Genomic DNA, 14,746 nt, shown 5'->3' with positions numbered 1-14,746 from the left:
CCTCCCCCGGGGCTATGCCCTCAGACCGCGACCGGCGCCTTGATCGCCGGCAAGGGGTCGTAGTGTTCGATCGCGATGTCGTCGTAGCGGAAACCGAAGATGTCGGTCACCTGCGGATTCAGCCTCAGCGTCGGCAACGCGCGCGGTTCGCGCGACAGCTGCTCGCGCGCCTGCTCGTAATGGTTGGAGTACAGGTGCGCGTCGCCCAGGGTGTGCACGAAATCGCCCACGCCCAGCCCGCAGACCTGCGCGACCATGTGGGTCAGCAGCGCGTAGCTGGCGATGTTGAACGGCACGCCCAGGAAGATGTCGCCGCTGCGCTGATAGAGCTGGCAGCTGAGCTTGCCGTCGGCGACGTAGAACTGAAACAGGGTGTGGCAGGGCATCAGCGCCATGCGCGGCAGGTCGGCGACGTTCCAGGCGCTGACGATCAGGCGGCGCGAATCGGGATTGCGCTTGATCTCGTCGATCACCCAGCGGATCTGGTCGATCTCGACGCCGTCGGCGCCGGCCCAGCGCCGCCACTGCTTGCCGTAGACCGGGCCCAGCTCGCCGTCGGCGTCGGCCCACTCGTCCCAGATGCCGACCTTGTTGTCTTTCAGGTAAGCGACATTGGTGTCGCCCTGCAGGAACCACAGCAGCTCGTGCACGATCGATCGCAGGTGCAGCTTCTTGGTCGTGACCAGCGGGAAACCCTGATTCAGATCGAAACGCAGCTGCCAGCCGAACACGCTGCGCGTGCCGGTGCCGGTGCGGTCGGATTTTTCGCTGCCGTGTTCCAACACGTGCCGCAGCAGGTCGAGGTATTGGCGCATCGGTCAGCCCTCCTTCGGCGCGACGGCTTGCGGTTGCAGGGTCGGCGAGCGGCGCGACAGCCACAGCCAGTACAGGCCCAGCAGGATCAGCGGCACGCTCAGCAACTGGCCCATGGTCAACCAGCCGAAGGCGATGTAGCCGGGCTTGGCGTCGGGCACGCGCACGAACTCGACCAGGAAGCGGAAGCAGCCGTACAGCAGCGCGAACAGGCCCGATACCGCATAGCGCGGACGCGGCTTGCTGGAGAACCACCACAGCAGCACGAACATGGTCAGGCCCTCGAGCGCGGCCTGATAGAGCTGCGAGGGATGGCGCGCGAAATGGTTGAGCGCGCCGGTCGCGTACTGGCTCTGGATCTGCTGCGCGGTCCAGTTACCGAACTCCGGCGCGCGCGGGAAGATCACGCCCCAGCCGGCCTCGGTGAACTTGCCCCAGAGCTCGCCGCCGATGTAGTTGCCCAGGCGCCCGAAGCCCAGGCCCGGCGGCACCAGCGGGGCGACGAAATCCATCACGTCGAAGAAATGCAGGCGCTGCTTGCGCGCCCACCACAGCGCCGCGGCCATCACGCCCAGCAGGCCGCCGTGGAAGCTCATGCCGCCTTCCCAGATGCGGAACAGCATCAGCGGGTCCTGCAGCAGATCGCCGAAGGCGTAGAACAGCACGTAGCCGAAACGGCCGCCCAGCACCACGCCGAGCATGGCGTAGAACAGCAGGTCGCCGTAGGCCTGTTCGCTCACGCCCGGCAGGCGCCCGGCGCGCACCCGGCGCTGCCCCAGCCACCAGGCCAGGCCGAAGCCGATCAGGTACATGATCCCGTACCAATGCACTTGCAGCGGGCCGAGATGGATGGCGATCGGATCGATCTGGTGCAGGTAGATCATGCGGCGTAGCGACCCGGCGGTTTGGGGATGCCGGTATTGTGCCCGAGGGGCATGGCGCGTGCCTTGCCCGGCCGTGACCGGAAGGCGATTGCGGCGAAACGGAGCGTCGCGGCCGTCGAGCCGCTCGGCGGGGCCCCGCCAGTCGCTTTGAGGTAGGAGCGACGTGAGTCGCGACCGGACGCCCTGCGGGCGGCGCGGCCGATGAGGTGGCGCGGTCGCGGCTCACGCCGCTCCTACCCCACGGCTGCGGCCTTCAAGCCCCGATCAAAGAATCCGCGGCAGATCCGGCAGCTCGTTGACGTCCTGATCGCCGTCCGCGCGCGGGTAGTGCTCGGCCAGCAGCGCCGACAGCGCCTCGATCCCGCCCAGCACGGCGGCCTCGGCATCGCCCGAGCGCAAGCGTTCCTCGACCAGCTGGCAGACCCCGCGCCACTGCTCGGCGCTGACCCGGCCCTCGAAGCCGCGGTCGGCGACGATCTCGATGCGGTGATCGGCCAGCAGCAGGTACAGCAGCACGCCGTTGTTGGCGCGCGTATCCCAGACCCGCAACTGCGCAAACGCGTCCATGGCCGCGGCGCGCGCCTGGCGGCCGGCCCAGACCGCGCGCGGGTGCAGCGCGGGCTCGACCGCGAAACAGATCTCGCCGGTGTGGCGCAGCTCGCTGGCCGCGATCGCCGCGGCGATGCGCCGCAACAAGGGCTCGGGGAACAGGCGCGTGGCCGAGGGCGCGAACAGGTGTTTGAGTAGGCGCATGGGCGTGGTCTCCGTCACCAGCTACCGGAGGCGCCACCGCCTCCGCTCATGCCGCCGCCACCGGACCAGCCGCCGCCACCGCCACCGCCGCCGAAACCGCCGCCTCCCCAACCACCGCCGCCTCCGCCCCAACCGCCCCAGCCCGCGTCGCGGGCGAAACGGCCGCCGCGCGGCGTGCTGATCAGGCCGATCACGAAACCGATCACCGCGCCGATGCCGCCGACCAGCAACAGCGAGGAAATCAGCCAGGCCACGCCGCCGGCCGCGCCGGCGCCGAGCAGGGCGCGCAGCGGCCGCGGCGCGCTGCCGAAAATGCCGCGCGCGACCTGGGCCACGATGAAGGCCACGAACAAGGCCATCAGAAAACTCTCGCCGCCGCCCTGGTCGCCGCGGTTGTCGGCCATCAGCGCCGGTAAGGGCTCGCCGTCGATGAGCTTGGTCAGCGCCGCGCTGGCCTCGGTGATGCCGCCGGCGTAGTCGCCGCTGCGGAAATGCGGCACCAGATATTCCTGGATCACGCGGCTGGCGGTGGCGTCGGGGATCGCGCCTTCCAGGCCGTAGCCGACCTCGATGCGGACCCGCCGATCTTCCTTGGCGACCACCAGCAGGACGCCGTCGTCGACGCCCTTGCGGCCGATCTTCCACTGCTCGAACGCGCGCACCGCGTACTGGGCGATGTCTTCGGGCTGGGTGGTCGGCACCACCAGCACCTGCAGCTGGCTGCCCTTGCGCTGTTGCAGCGCGCGCGCCTGCGCTTCCAGGTTCTGGCGGGTGGCGGCGTCGAGGGTGCCGGTGGTGTCGATCACCGGCGTATCCAGGGCCGGAATCGGCGCCAGCGTCTGCGCCTGCGCGACCGCGCAGACCAGCCATAGCAGCAGCAACGCGCACCAGCCGCGCGCCAGGGCGCGGCCGGTGTTCGCGAATGCGCGCTTCATCGCCCGGCGTCCGCCGCCGCGCCGATCAGCCCGCCGGCGCCGGCTGCTGCTGCGCGGGCGCCGGCTGCGGCGCGGGCTGCGCGGCCGGCTGGCCGAAGTCGACCTTGGGCGCTTCCTGGATCTGCTGCTCGTTCTCGACCGAGAAGTTGGGCTTGGCCTTGTAGCCGAACATCATCGCGGTCAGGTTCTGCGGGAACGAACGCACGTAGGTGTTGTAGTCCTGCACCGACTGGATGTAGCGCTGACGCTCGACGGTGATGCGGTTCTCGGTGCCTTCTAGCTGCGCCTGCAACTGCAGGAAGTTCTGGTCGGCCTTGAGCTGCGGATAGTTCTCGCTGACCACCAGCAGGCGGCCGATCGCGCTCTTGAGTTCGCCCTGGGCCTGCTGGAACTGCTCCACCGAGGCCGGATCGTCGGCGTTGACGTTGATGCTGCCGACCTTGGCGCGCGCCTCGGTCACCTGGGTCAGCACCTGCTGCTCGTGACTGGCGTAGCCCTTCACGGTCGCGACCAGGTTGGGCACCAGATCGGCACGTCGCTTGTAGACGTTGAGCACCTGCGACCAGGACGCCTTCACCGCTTCGTCCTTCTGCTGGATGGTGTTGTAGCCGCAACCGCTGAGCAGGGCGGCCGCCGCGACCAGCAGCAGGGACATCATGAGCTTACGCATGGCGCAACTCCTTCGTGAGGATGGCGCATTGCACCACCCGCGCCCCACGCTTGCAATGGACGCCGTGTGAGGGTCGCGTCGCGATTGCGGCGCCGCCGCGTGGGCGGCGCCGTGCGGGCGCGCCTGCCTCAGTCGGGCTGAACCCGCGCCATGGCGCGGCGCTTGGCCCACAGGTTGAGGCACTCGACCAGGGCCGAGAAACCCATCGCGCCGTAGATGTAGCCCTTCGGGATGTGCAACTCGAAACCGTCGGCGACCAGGTACACGCCGACCAGGACGATGAAGGCCAGGGCCAGCATCTTGATGGTCGGGTTGCGGTCGATGAACTCACCCAGCGGCTTGGAGGCCAGCAGCATCACCGCCACCGCCAGCAGGATCGCCGCGACCATCACCGGGGTGTGGCTGGCCATGCCGACCGCGGCGATCACCGAGTCCAGCGAGAACACGATGTCGATCACCGCGATCTGCGCGATCACCGCCATGAACGAGGCCGCCGGCTTGGAGTGCACGTCCTCGGACTCGCCCGCGCCGACGATCATGTCGCGCATTTCCATCGAGCCCTTCACCAGCAGGAAGGCGCCGCCCAGGATCAGGACCAGGTCGCGCACCGAGATGCCCTGGCCGAATACCGAGAACAGATCGCTGGTCAGACCGGCCAGCCAAGCCAGGGTCAGCAGCAGCGCGATGCGCGTGATGCAGGCCACCGCGATGCCGAACTTGCGGGCCTTCTCGCGTTGCGCGTACGGCAGCTTGCTGACCGCGATCGAGATGAAGACGAGGTTGTCGATGCCCAGCACGATCTCGATCGCGCTCAGGGTGACCAGGGTGATCCAGACTTGCGGATCGGTTAGCAGTTCAATCACTAGCGGGTTTCCTAGGCTTACAAAACGGGGGCTGCGCGCGATGCGCGCGGCGGATTAGGGCACGGTTGCGCTCAGAACAGGCGCGGCACGACGATCGCGCCCCAGGTCAGCAACACGTTCATCATCAATACGAACACTGCCGCCGACCCCATGTCCTTGGCGCGGCCGGCGAGCTCGTGGAACTCCGGGCCGTAGCGTTCGATCACCGCTTCCACGGCCGAGTTCAACAGTTCGATGCTCAGCACCAGCAGCATCGAGCCGATCAGCAGCACGCGCTCGACCGGGGTCTGGCCCAGCCACCAGCCCAGCGGCGTCAGCACCACGAACAGATAGACCTCGAGCCGGAACGAGGATTCGTGCAGCCAGGCCGCGCGCAGGCCCTGCATGGACCACATCGTCGCCTTGAGGATGCGCGCGGGACCGCGCGGCAGGTGGCCGAATTCGTCTGCCATGGCGGCCTCAGGGAGCGGAAGGGGGAACGACGCCGGCGCGACTGGCCGGTTGCGGCAAGACGGACGGCGCGGCGGCGCGGCCGCGGCGGGACTGCTCGGTCATGGGCATGAGGGTCGGGCTCTCTCCGGACGGGCCGGCGGGGCGCAGCCGGCGGCCGCTACAGGGCATGGATTTTGCCATAAGCCCCGCTCGGCCGCCCCGGCGGCGACCGTGCCGGATCCGGTTAACGCGGGCCCAGGCCGGGCTTCGCGCCCGCTTAGCGCGGCCGGCGCTAGCCTGCCCGCCCCTGACCGACCGAAATGCCTTGCGCCCATCCGGCCCGGCGCTGCGGGCCGAAGCGTCGAATCCGGCCCGCCCGCGGCCTGCCCGGCCGGCCCGCAGTCGCAGCCGGTGAGAATCGCGCGGTTCAGCATCTGCGCCCGGGCAGCACCGCGTCCGCTTCGATCCGCCCCGGCGCATCGGGCCTTCGCGCACGCAGCGCCGCGCCGAACCCACCACTCACGGAGACACCGACATGGCCGTACAGCCCCGCCCCGATGGCTACCACAGCGTCACGCCCTACGTGATCGTGCACGACGCCAACGCCGCCATCGATTTCTACGTGCGCGCCTTGAACGCGACCGAGATCTACCGCCTGCCCATGGGCGACAAGATCGGCCACGCCGAAATCCGCATCGGCGACAGCGTGATCATGCTGTCCGACGAGTGGCCCGAAATGAACGCGCTCAGCCCCAAGACCCGCGGCGGCGCCACCACCGCCTTCATGATCTACGTCGACGACGCCGACGCCGCCTTCGCCCAGGCGACCCAGGCCGGCGGCAAGGTCGACAAGCCGCTGCAGAACCAGTTCTGGGGCGACCGCACCGGCACCATCGTCGATCCCTTCGGCCACAAGTGGACGCTGGCCACGCACGTCGAGGACGTGTCGGAGGAGGACATGCAGGCGCGGATGCAGGAGTGGTCGTCGCAGCAGGGGGCGTGAGGGCGACGGGCCTTTGATCTTCCCTTCTCCCGCGCGCGGCGACCGAAGGAAGGGCTGGGCCGAGTAGGTGCGCCTTTCGGCAGGCTCAGCACAGGCTGCGGGCGGATGAGGGCGGCGACTGGGTGGACTTACGCGCCTGCGCCGGCCCCCGCCCCAATCCCTCTCCCGCGTTGCGGGGGAGGGGCTGGCGAACCTCACTCCTCTTCGTGTATCGCCGTCCCCCGGCTCCCGTCCGGCTTCACCCAGCCGCGGAACATGCTGCCGCTGTTGAACGGCATCGCGATATGGCCTTCGCGGTCCAGCGCGATCGCGCCGCCATCGCCGCCGGCGGCGGGAATGAGCTTGTTGATGACCTCGTCGGCCGCCGCCTGCAGGCTGTCGCCGCGGTAGGCCACGCGCGCGCAGATGTCGTGGGCGGCGTTGTAGCGGATGTAGTACTCGCCCCAGCCGGTGCCGGACACGCCGCAGCGGTCGTCGGCCCAGGTGCCGGCGCCGATCACCGGCGAATCGCCGACGCGGCCGTAGCGCTTGTTGGTCATGCCGCCGGTGCTGGTGGCCGCGGCGATATGGCCCTGGCGGTCCAGCGCGACCGCGCCCACCGTGCCGAAGTACTTGCCCGGATCGACGGCCGCGTTGGCCTCGCGCTTGCCCTTCGCCGCTTCCTCGCGCTGCGCCTTCTCCAACTGCTGGCGGCGCTTGGGCGTATCGAAATACGTGTTGGGCACGCGCTCAATCTCGGCCCGGGTATCGGCGAAAGCTTCCGCGCCCGCGCCGGCCAGCATCACGTGCGGGCTGTGTTCCATCACCGCGCGCGCCAGCTTGATCGGGTTCTTGATCGTGGTGACGCCGGCGACCGCGCCGGCGCGGCGGGTGTGGCCTTCCATGATCGAGGCATCGAGTTCGTGGCCGCCGCGGGCGTTGAACACCGCGCCCTTGCCGGCGTTGAAGATCGGCGAGTCCTCCAGCACCACCACCACCGCCGACACCGCGTCCAACGCGCTGCCGCCGCCCTGGAGCACGCCGTAACCGGCGTCCAGAGCGCGATTGAGATCGGCATGCGCGGCCTTGCGGTCGGCCTCGCTCAGCGCGTCGCGCGGCACGAAGCCGGCGCCGCCGTGGATCACCAGCGCGATCGGGCGTTCGCCGCTGGGCGGGGTCTGGGCGAGAGCGGCGGGGCTGGACATGGCGGCAAGGCTCAACAGCAGGATCGGCAGGCGCATGGCGGTCTCCTTCAAGACCGCGAGAATAGCCGCTTGCGGGCGTTAAGGCTGCTGGCCCGCCGCGATCGTCACGTCGCGCTCCCAATAGCCGCGCAGCTGGTTGCGCTGGCGCGGGCTCAGGCCGTCGGCGCAGGCATCGAACAGCGCCTGCGCGGCGGCGGCATCGCCCAGCGCCCAGGTCTCGCGCGCCGCCTCCAGCAGCGCGCGCCGGCGCACATCCAGATTGCCGAACGGATCGAAGTAGGAGTCCACGCGCGCGGCGTCCTTGACCCCGTTCCAGGCGAAGCGCGCATCGCCGGCTTCGGCGGCGATGGCGCGGTAGCGCGCGATCGCATCCTCGCGCCGGATCCGCGCCTGCAACAGGTCCAGACGCGTGCGCAACAGACGCGTCTGCGCGGTGGCGCCCTGGGCGTCCAACGCATCCAGCGCGCGCCCGACGTAGGCGTAATCGACCTGGCCGGACTGCGACTGCAGACCCAGCAGGTTGAAGCTGGCGATCGCGGTGCGGTACTCGGGCCGGTCGTGCGCGGCGATATCGGCTGCGCTGGGGCGCCCGTAGCTGGAGGGCTGGACCAGGCGCAGGCCGGGCTCGTCCTTCAGGATCGCCTCGATATCGTGCTTGTGGAATTCGCCGACCACCACCGCCACGCGGCCGCCGGGATGCGCGCGCGCGGCGGCCAGAATGCGACGCGCCTGCATGTAGGTCCGATACAAATACAGACGGCGCGCCAGATCGTTCTTGGCGCTGGCGGCCGGCGTCGCGGCCCACTGCGTCACCTTCTGCAGATTGGCCGGATCATCGGCGTGGAAGAAGTCGCGCTGCAGCGTTTGCGCGCCGAAACTGAGGAAGCTGGGGAAACCCTTGAGCAGACGCAGCTCCGGCGGCGCATCCAGGGCCATGCCGAAACCCAGGCGCTGCTCTTCGACCGGCGGCTCCCAATCGATCGGACACAGCTCGATCCCGCTGCGGCGCGCATACGGCACCACCACGTCCTGCACCTCGTAGGTGAACTCGTAGTAGTCGCCGCGCGCGTAGGCGTCCGGCGCGCGCTCGATGCAGATCGCATCGGGCTTCACGCGCGCCAGGAAGGCCTCCAGCAACGCCGGCGGATCGCGCGGCGCGACCAGCTGCGCGGCGTGATCGACGCCAAGGATGGTCACCGTCGTCGGCGCCGCGGCCGTATCCGCGGCCTGGGCCGCGAAGGTCATCGACATCAACAGGGCCAGGGGCCACCACTTGCTCATATCCGCTCCGATCGGGCTGGTCGCACGCACCATGCCAGTCCGCGGCGGCGCCCACCCGTGCCGGTGGTCGTGGTTAGCGTGCGGCGACCGCCGCACGCGAACGCTTACTGCTGGCGCAGCGCCTCGATCGGATCCAGCAGCGAAGCCTTGCGCGCGGGATAGTAGCCGAAGAACAGACCAGTGGCGATCGAGAACGCCGCCGCCAGCCCCACCACCTGCGCGTTCAGCGCCACCGGCAGCGAGCCCAACTTGCCGACCAGCAGCGCGCCGACCACGCCGATCGCGATGCCGATCACGCCGCCGATCATCGCGATCACCATCGCCTCGGCCAGGAACTGGCGGCGAATGTCGCGCGGCCCCGCGCCTACCGCCATGCGCAGGCCGATCTCGCGGATGCGCTCGGTTACCGACACCAGCATGATGTTCATGATGCCGATGCCGCCGATGATCAGGCAGATCGTGGCCACCGCGCCCAACAGCTTGGACATCAGGTTGGTGGTGGCGGTGCGCGTGGCCACCACCTCGGCGATGTTGCGCACGGTGAAGTCGTCGTCGGCGCCGGGCTGGATCTTGTGGCGCTGGCGCAGCAAGGCCTCGATCTCGCCTTGCGCGTAGGTCACGTCCTCGGCGCGCCCCACCCCGACCGCGATCTGCATCACCGCGCCCGGCGGCAGGCCCATCGCGCCGAGCAGGCGGCGGCGTCCGGTTTCCAGCGGTACCAGCAGGATGTCGTCCTGGTCCTGGCCGAAACCGCCCTGGCCCTTGGGCTTGAGCGTGCCGACCACGGTGAACGGCACCCGGCCCAGGCGTAGGGTCTGGCCGATCGCGTCCTCATCGCCGAACAGCTCGCGCCGCACGGTTTCGCCCAGGATCACCGACTTGCCGCCGCCGCTGTAATCGCGCGACTCGAAGCCGTTGCCGGAGGCGATGCTCCAGCCGTTGATGTCGAAGAACTCCGGCTGCACGCCCTGCCACTGCGTGGACCAGTTGTTCTCGGCGTAGACCACCTGGGTGCCGCCGCGCAGGGAGCCGGCGACGAACTGCACCTCCGGGATCTCCTGCCGGATCGCGTCGACGTCGCCCTCGTTCAAGGTGAAGAAACTGGATGCGCTCTGGCGCGCGCCGCCACCGCCACGACCGGCGCCGGAGCCGATGTCCAGCCGGTTCGACCCCAGGCCCGACACCAGCTTGTCGATCTCGGCCTGGGTGCCCTGGCCCACCGACACCATCACGATCACCGCGGCGATGCCGATGATCACGCCCAGCGAGGTCAAGGCGCTGCGCAGCCAGTTGCCGCGCAGGGCGAATACGGCGGTGCGCAGGACTTCGAGGAAGTTCATGCCGCGCCCTCTTGCTGCTCGTGCAGCTCGCCATCGCGCATCGCGAACACGCGGTCGCAGTGCGCGGCCACGTCGGGATCGTGGGTGATCAACACCACGGTGTGATCATCGGCCTGCAGGCGCTTGAACAGGGCCAGGATTTCTTCGCCGGTCTTGGTGTCCAACGCGCCGGTGGGTTCGTCGGCCAGCAGGATCGGCGGGCGGTTGATCAGCGCGCGCGCGATCGCCACGCGCTGCTGCTGGCCGCCGGACAATTCGCTGGGCCGGTGACTGGCGCGTTCGGCCAGACCGACCGAGGCCAGAGCTTCGCGCGCGCGCTCCAGACGCTGCTCGCGCGGCACGTTGGCGTAGCCCATCGGCATCGCCACGTTTTCCAGCGCGCTCATGCGCGGCAGCAGATTGAAGCCCTGGAACACGAAGCCGATCTTCTCCAGGCGCAGCGCCGCGCGCTCTTCCGCGTCCAGGGTCGCCACATCCACCCCGTCGCACAGGTATTGGCCGCTGCTGGGCGTGTCCAGGCAGCCGATCAGGTTCATCAGGGTCGACTTGCCCGAGCCCGACGGCCCCATGATCGCGACGAACTCGCCGCGGCCGATGCGCAAGTCGACCGCGTGCAACGCGATCACCTCGGCCTCGGTGCCCGGCGAATAGACCTTGCCCAGCGCGCGCGTTTCGATCACCGCGGCGCCGGCGGCGGACGCCTCGCTCATGGTTCCTTGCGCCCGCTGCCGACGATCACCTCATCGCCCTGCTGGATGTTGCCCGACACCTCGGTCCAGCTGCCGTCGCTGGCGCCGACCCGGACCACGACCAGCTCCGGCTTGCCGTTGACCAGCTTGTACAGCGGTGCGCGGCGCGCGTTGAGCAAGGCCGCGACCTCGCTGTCCCAGCGCGCCTGCTGTTCGGGATTCAAACTGCCGCGGAACTCGGCGAACTGCTGGTTGAAGCGCTCCTGCATGCGCTGACGCAGGGCGCCCGCGGCCGCGCCGGCGTTGCCGCCGCCGCGGATCACGATGCCGCCGCCACCGCCGCCGGGGCCGCGGCCGCCGAACAGCGGGCTGCCGCCGCCGTTCGCGGGCGGCGTGGCCTGGCGCGCGGCCGAGCGCTGCTTCATCGCTTCCAGCGCGGCGTCGAAGGTCACCTGCTGCGCCGAACTGAGCTTGAGTTGCTGGGCCACACGCGGAAGATCGTTGGCCATGCCGCCGCGTCCGCCGCCCTGCCCGCCGGGACCGCCAGCGCCGCCCGCGGCTTGCGCGGCCGGGTCGTCCTCGGCCGGCTTGTAGCGCAGCGCGGCGTTGCCGACCCGCAGCACGTCGTCGCGACGGCTGACTTCGATCTCGGCGTTGGCGGTCATGCCCGGCAGCAGAATCTGCTCGGCGTTGTCCACCGACACCACCACCGGGTAGGTGATCACGTTGCTGGTGTTGGTCGCCGACAGGCGCACCTGTTGGACCTTGCCGCGGAACTGGCGATCGGGAAAGGAATCGACGGTGAAGCTCACGCCCTGGCCGGACTTGACCTGGCCAATGTCGGCCTCGTCGATGGCCAGCACGATTTCCATCTTCGACAGATCCTCGGCGATCTGGAACAGCACCGGCGACTGCAGGCTGGCGGCCACGGTCTGGCCGGGCTCGACGGTGCGGGTCAGGACCACGCCGTCCACGGGCGCGCGGATCACGGTGCGCTCCAGGTTGAGGCGCGAGGTCTGGGTGGAGGCGATCTGCTGGTTGATCTGCGCTTCCGCCGCGGAGACCTGGGCGCGCGCCTGGTCGCGCGCGGCGCGCGCGAGGTCGGCGTCGCTGCGCGCGACCAATTGGCGTTCGACCAGGGCCGATTTGCGCTGGAAATCCAGTTCGGCGTTGCGCAAGGTGGCCTGTGCGGTGGCCAGGCTGGCGCGCGCGCTGGTGACCTGGGCCGAGCCCTGGGCGATCTGCGCCTGGTAGGTGCTGGGATCGATCTTGGCGATCACCTGGCCCTTGTGCACGCGGTCGTTGAAGTCCACCAGCACGTCGGTGACCTGGCCCGAGATCTGGCTGCCGACATCGACGGTCGAGATCGCCGCGAGCGCGCCGGTGGCCGAAATCGCGACCCGGATGTCGCCGCGCTCGGCCTTGGCGGTGCGATAGGCCGAGGCTTCCGCCTGCTCGTTGCGCTGCGTGTAGTAGTAATAACCGCCGCCGGCCAGGGCCAGCAGCACCGCGGCGACGACAGCGCGACGGATCCAGGGCGAGGGTTTGCGAACGGGCGACTGCGGCTTGCGGGCTGCGCTCATGAGGTTCTGATTGAGAGGTATGGAGCCGGCAACGCGCGCGGCCGCTTTCGGTTGACAGGCCGGGGGGCGGTTTCGTTCCCGGGCGGGGCCGCTGCACGGCGGACTCAGCTTAGCGGGCCTGAGCCTACTATGGATGCCGGCGGGCCCCGAAGCGTCGCGGGAAGGGGCAGCTAGTAACGGGTTGGACCAGGAACGAGCAACTGGTAGGGGCGGTGAGCCACGCCGTCACTCGTTACTCGTTACTGCCCACTAGTTCCTGCCTCAATGGCTGAAACGGATCACCGCCAGCGTGCCCTGCCCCGGCACGCTGCTCAGCTGCACCGGCCAGCCGAAGCGCTCGCCCAGGCGGCGCACGATCGACAGCCCCATGCCCTTGCCGTCCACGCCGGAGAAATCGGCGCGATAGAACGGGTCGAAGGCGCGGTTGAGGGTTTCGGCGGACATGCCGATGCCGGTATCGCGGATTTCGATGCGGTCGCGCGCCAGATGCACGTCGATGCGGCCGGCGTCGGTGAAGCGCACCGCGTTGCTGAGCAGGTTGCCGACCATCACGCTGAGCACGTGCGGCGGCGCCAGCAGGCGCGGCCCGCCGTCGTCGACCACATTGAGCTCGACGTCCTTGCCGGTCAGCATCGGCCGCACCCGCTCGACCTCGTGATCGACGATCTCGCGGACCGGGAACTCCTCGCTCTGCGGCGCGATCTCGGCCTCGCGCGCGAGGATCAGGAAGGCGTCGATCACCGCCTCCATGTCGCGCCCGGCGCGCTGCACGCGCGCCAGCGAACGCTGCGCGCGCACCGGGGTTTCCGGATCGGCCAGCATCAGGTCGGTGGCCACCCGGATCACGGTCAGCGGCGTGCGCAGCTCGTGGCTGGCGTCGCGGGTGAAGTCGCGCTCGCGCTGGACGAATTCGCCGACGCGCTGGGCCAGTCCGCGCAAGGCGCTGGAAAGCTGGCGCACCTCGGTGCCGATCTCGCCGGGCAGGTCCTCCAGCGACGCCGCGACCGCGCGCGGGTCGCGCGGGTCCCAATGCGCGACCGCCGCGGCCAGGCGATTGACCGGCGTGACCAGGCGCTTGGTGTTGCGGTAGGTCAGCCAGGAAATGAAGTACATGGTCAGCAGCGACAACAGCAGCGATGCCAGACCGGTGAACAGGATCGCCTCGTCGATCAGCTCCGACGAGTACAGCAGGTAGAACGCGCCCTCGGCGCGGCGATCGACCAACATCACCCGGTCGTCGCCGGGCAGCTCGTTGAGGCCCTGTCGGCTGGTGCCGCGCGCGACCGCCGGCAGCCCGTCGTTGCTGGCGCCGGCGGGAATGAAATAGCCGACCGTGGTCGACGTGATCGGCAACGGGTGCTGCGGATCGCGCGCATGCCCGGCCCAGAACGCATCGGCCTCGCGCTGCATGCGCTGTTCCAACACCAGGTTGCGCACCGCCAATCCCGCCAGGCCTATGCCCAGCGTGATGACGATGCTGCCGATCAAAGCTTGCGCGATGAAGGCAAGCTTGATCTTGCGCGGCAACCCCTGCGGCATGGCGGCAGGCTCAATCCGGCGGCTGTGAGATGTCCGCGACGCGGTAGCCGGCGCTCTGCACGGTGTGCAGCAGCTGCTTGCCGAACGGCTTGTCGATGGTCTTGCGCAGATTGTAGAGATGGCTGCGCAGGGTGTCGGAGTCCGGCAGGCCGTTGCCCCAGATCTCGCGCTCGATTTCCTGGCGGCTCACCACGCGCGGCGATTCGCGCATCAGAATGGTCAACAGGCGCAGCCCGATCGGCGACAACTGCAGTTCGCTGCCGCCGCGGGTCACCCGCAGGCTGGCCGGGTCCAGCACCAGATCGGCGACCTTGAGCACCTCGCCGCCGACCTGGCGGCGCTCGCGACGGATCAGGGCGCGCAGGCGCGCTTCGAGTTCCTGGATCGCGAAGGGCTTGGTCAGGTAGTCGTCGGCGCCGGCACTGAGGCCGGTCAGCTTTTCGTCCAGGGTGTCGCGCGCGGTCAGCATCAGCACCGGCGTCGACTTGCGCGCTTCCTCGCGCAGGCGCTTGCACACCTCGATGCCGTCCAGACGCGGCAGCATCAGGTCCAGCACGACCACGTCGTAGCTGTTCTCGGCCGCCAGACGGTAACCGTCCAGGCCGTCGGCGGCGTAGTCGACCTCGAAACCACGCCCTTCCAGGTATTCGCCCACCATCTCGGAGATGTTGCGATTGTCCTCCACGATCAGGACCAAGCCCCCGTCTCTAGTGCCCTGCATGCAGCTCTCCAGTTTCCTTCAGTTTTGTGAAGACTGCCGGGGTCGGGGTGGACGCC

The 14,746-nt window shown here is 69.5% G+C and carries 15 protein-coding genes; 1 reads left to right on the top strand and 14 read right to left on the bottom strand.

What is annotated here, in order from left to right; all coding sequences use genetic code 11:
- Positions 1 to 20: 20 nt before the first annotated feature.
- The 7 genes from ASE35_RS19035 to ASE35_RS19005 all read right to left on the bottom strand — a co-directional run bounded on the left by ASE35_RS19035 (position 21) and on the right by ASE35_RS19005 (position 5,370).
- Entirely contained in the window at positions 21 to 815 is a 795-nt protein-coding gene (locus ASE35_RS19035) for a thymidylate synthase (RefSeq protein WP_057164791.1), read from the bottom strand.
- 3 nt (positions 816 to 818) lie between these two features.
- On the bottom strand, positions 819 to 1,697 hold the full coding sequence (gene lgt, locus ASE35_RS19030; RefSeq protein ID WP_057164790.1) for a prolipoprotein diacylglyceryl transferase: 879 nt from the start codon (positions 1,695 to 1,697) through the stop codon (positions 819 to 821).
- Between the two features lie 264 nt (positions 1,698 to 1,961).
- Positions 1,962 to 2,450 (bottom strand): TPM domain-containing protein, encoded by a 489-nt coding sequence (locus tag ASE35_RS19025; RefSeq protein WP_056182557.1) that lies wholly within the window; start codon positions 2,448 to 2,450, stop codon positions 1,962 to 1,964.
- Positions 2,451 to 2,464: 14 nt separating this feature from the next.
- Positions 2,465 to 3,385 (bottom strand): YgcG family protein, encoded by a 921-nt coding sequence (locus ASE35_RS19020; protein WP_057164789.1) that lies wholly within the window; start codon positions 3,383 to 3,385, stop codon positions 2,465 to 2,467.
- A 25-nt stretch (positions 3,386 to 3,410) separates the two neighbouring features.
- Entirely contained in the window at positions 3,411 to 4,055 is a 645-nt protein-coding gene (locus ASE35_RS19015) for a LemA family protein (RefSeq protein ID WP_056182207.1), read from the bottom strand.
- A 128-nt stretch (positions 4,056 to 4,183) separates the two neighbouring features.
- On the bottom strand, positions 4,184 to 4,918 hold the full coding sequence (locus ASE35_RS19010; RefSeq protein ID WP_056182210.1) for a TerC family protein: 735 nt from the start codon (positions 4,916 to 4,918) through the stop codon (positions 4,184 to 4,186).
- A gap of 71 nt (positions 4,919 to 4,989) precedes the next feature.
- A complete protein-coding gene (locus tag ASE35_RS19005; RefSeq protein WP_057164788.1) occupies positions 4,990 to 5,370 on the bottom strand; it encodes a diacylglycerol kinase in 381 nt (126 codons plus the stop codon).
- A 515-nt stretch (positions 5,371 to 5,885) separates the two neighbouring features.
- Here ASE35_RS19005 and ASE35_RS19000 point away from each other — a divergent pair.
- Entirely contained in the window at positions 5,886 to 6,353 is a 468-nt protein-coding gene (locus ASE35_RS19000; RefSeq protein WP_057160743.1) for a VOC family protein, read from the top strand.
- 194 nt (positions 6,354 to 6,547) lie between these two features.
- On the opposite strand, the gene ASE35_RS18995 is transcribed toward ASE35_RS19000, so the two are convergent.
- From ASE35_RS18995 to ASE35_RS18965, 7 genes are all read right to left on the bottom strand, one after another.
- Complete coding sequence (locus ASE35_RS18995) at positions 6,548 to 7,573, bottom strand: isoaspartyl peptidase/L-asparaginase (protein ID WP_082576656.1); 1,026 nt, start codon at positions 7,571 to 7,573, stop codon at positions 6,548 to 6,550.
- 42 nt (positions 7,574 to 7,615) lie between these two features.
- Positions 7,616 to 8,818, bottom strand: coding sequence for a hypothetical protein (locus tag ASE35_RS18990; RefSeq protein ID WP_057164787.1), 1,203 nt, complete (start codon positions 8,816 to 8,818; stop codon positions 7,616 to 7,618).
- Between the two features lie 104 nt (positions 8,819 to 8,922).
- Complete coding sequence (locus tag ASE35_RS18985) at positions 8,923 to 10,158, bottom strand: ABC transporter permease (protein ID WP_056182220.1); 1,236 nt, start codon at positions 10,156 to 10,158, stop codon at positions 8,923 to 8,925.
- Positions 10,155 to 10,868, bottom strand: coding sequence for an ABC transporter ATP-binding protein (locus ASE35_RS18980; protein WP_157489571.1), 714 nt, complete (start codon positions 10,866 to 10,868; stop codon positions 10,155 to 10,157). Before ASE35_RS18980 ends, ASE35_RS18985 begins: the two co-directional genes overlap by 4 nt.
- Positions 10,865 to 12,430, bottom strand: a complete 1,566-nt coding sequence (locus ASE35_RS18975) for an efflux RND transporter periplasmic adaptor subunit (protein WP_057164786.1) — start codon at positions 12,428 to 12,430, stop codon at positions 10,865 to 10,867. The genes ASE35_RS18980 and ASE35_RS18975 overlap by 4 nt, the downstream gene beginning before the upstream one ends.
- A gap of 261 nt (positions 12,431 to 12,691) precedes the next feature.
- A complete protein-coding gene (locus ASE35_RS18970) occupies positions 12,692 to 13,969 on the bottom strand; it encodes a HAMP domain-containing sensor histidine kinase (protein WP_056182225.1) in 1,278 nt (425 codons plus the stop codon).
- Positions 13,970 to 13,979: 10 nt separating this feature from the next.
- A complete protein-coding gene (locus ASE35_RS18965) occupies positions 13,980 to 14,690 on the bottom strand; it encodes a response regulator transcription factor (RefSeq protein WP_055900565.1) in 711 nt (236 codons plus the stop codon).
- Between the last annotated feature and the right edge of the window lie 56 nt (positions 14,691 to 14,746).

The organism is Lysobacter sp. Root916 (genome assembly GCF_001429785.1).
In the GTDB taxonomy this organism is placed as follows: domain Bacteria; phylum Pseudomonadota; class Gammaproteobacteria; order Xanthomonadales; family Xanthomonadaceae; genus Lysobacter.
Note: the sequence above shows the minus strand (reverse complement) of the source record. Positions and strands in the feature narration are given on the sequence as shown.

Excerpts from the sequence above, each read along its gene's own strand:
- ASE35_RS19020 (WP_057164789.1), bottom strand. The coding sequence starts at position 3,385 with ATGAAGCGCGCATTCGCGAACACCGGCCGCGCCCTGGCGCGCGGCTGG.
- ASE35_RS18995 (WP_082576656.1), bottom strand. The coding sequence starts at position 7,573 with ATGCGCCTGCCGATCCTGCTGTTGAGCCTTGCCGCCATGTCCAGCCCC.
- ASE35_RS18985 (WP_056182220.1), bottom strand. The coding sequence starts at position 10,158 with ATGAACTTCCTCGAAGTCCTGCGCACCGCCGTATTCGCCCTGCGCGGC.
- ASE35_RS18965 (WP_055900565.1), bottom strand. The coding sequence starts at position 14,690 with ATGCAGGGCACTAGAGACGGGGGCTTGGTCCTGATCGTGGAGGACAAT.
- ASE35_RS19035 (WP_057164791.1), bottom strand. The coding sequence starts at position 815 with ATGCGCCAATACCTCGACCTGCTGCGGCACGTGTTGGAACACGGCAGC.
- ASE35_RS18990 (WP_057164787.1), bottom strand. The coding sequence starts at position 8,818 with ATGAGCAAGTGGTGGCCCCTGGCCCTGTTGATGTCGATGACCTTCGCG.
- ASE35_RS19005 (WP_057164788.1), bottom strand. The coding sequence starts at position 5,370 with ATGGCAGACGAATTCGGCCACCTGCCGCGCGGTCCCGCGCGCATCCTC.
- ASE35_RS18975 (WP_057164786.1), bottom strand. The coding sequence starts at position 12,430 with ATGAGCGCAGCCCGCAAGCCGCAGTCGCCCGTTCGCAAACCCTCGCCC.
- ASE35_RS19015 (WP_056182207.1), bottom strand. The coding sequence starts at position 4,055 with ATGCGTAAGCTCATGATGTCCCTGCTGCTGGTCGCGGCGGCCGCCCTG.
- ASE35_RS18980 (WP_157489571.1), bottom strand. The coding sequence starts at position 10,868 with ATGAGCGAGGCGTCCGCCGCCGGCGCCGCGGTGATCGAAACGCGCGCG.
- lgt (WP_057164790.1), bottom strand. The coding sequence starts at position 1,697 with ATGATCTACCTGCACCAGATCGATCCGATCGCCATCCATCTCGGCCCG.
- ASE35_RS19000 (WP_057160743.1), top strand. The coding sequence starts at position 5,886 with ATGGCCGTACAGCCCCGCCCCGATGGCTACCACAGCGTCACGCCCTAC.
- ASE35_RS19025 (WP_056182557.1), bottom strand. The coding sequence starts at position 2,450 with ATGCGCCTACTCAAACACCTGTTCGCGCCCTCGGCCACGCGCCTGTTC.
- ASE35_RS18970 (WP_056182225.1), bottom strand. The coding sequence starts at position 13,969 with ATGCCGCAGGGGTTGCCGCGCAAGATCAAGCTTGCCTTCATCGCGCAA.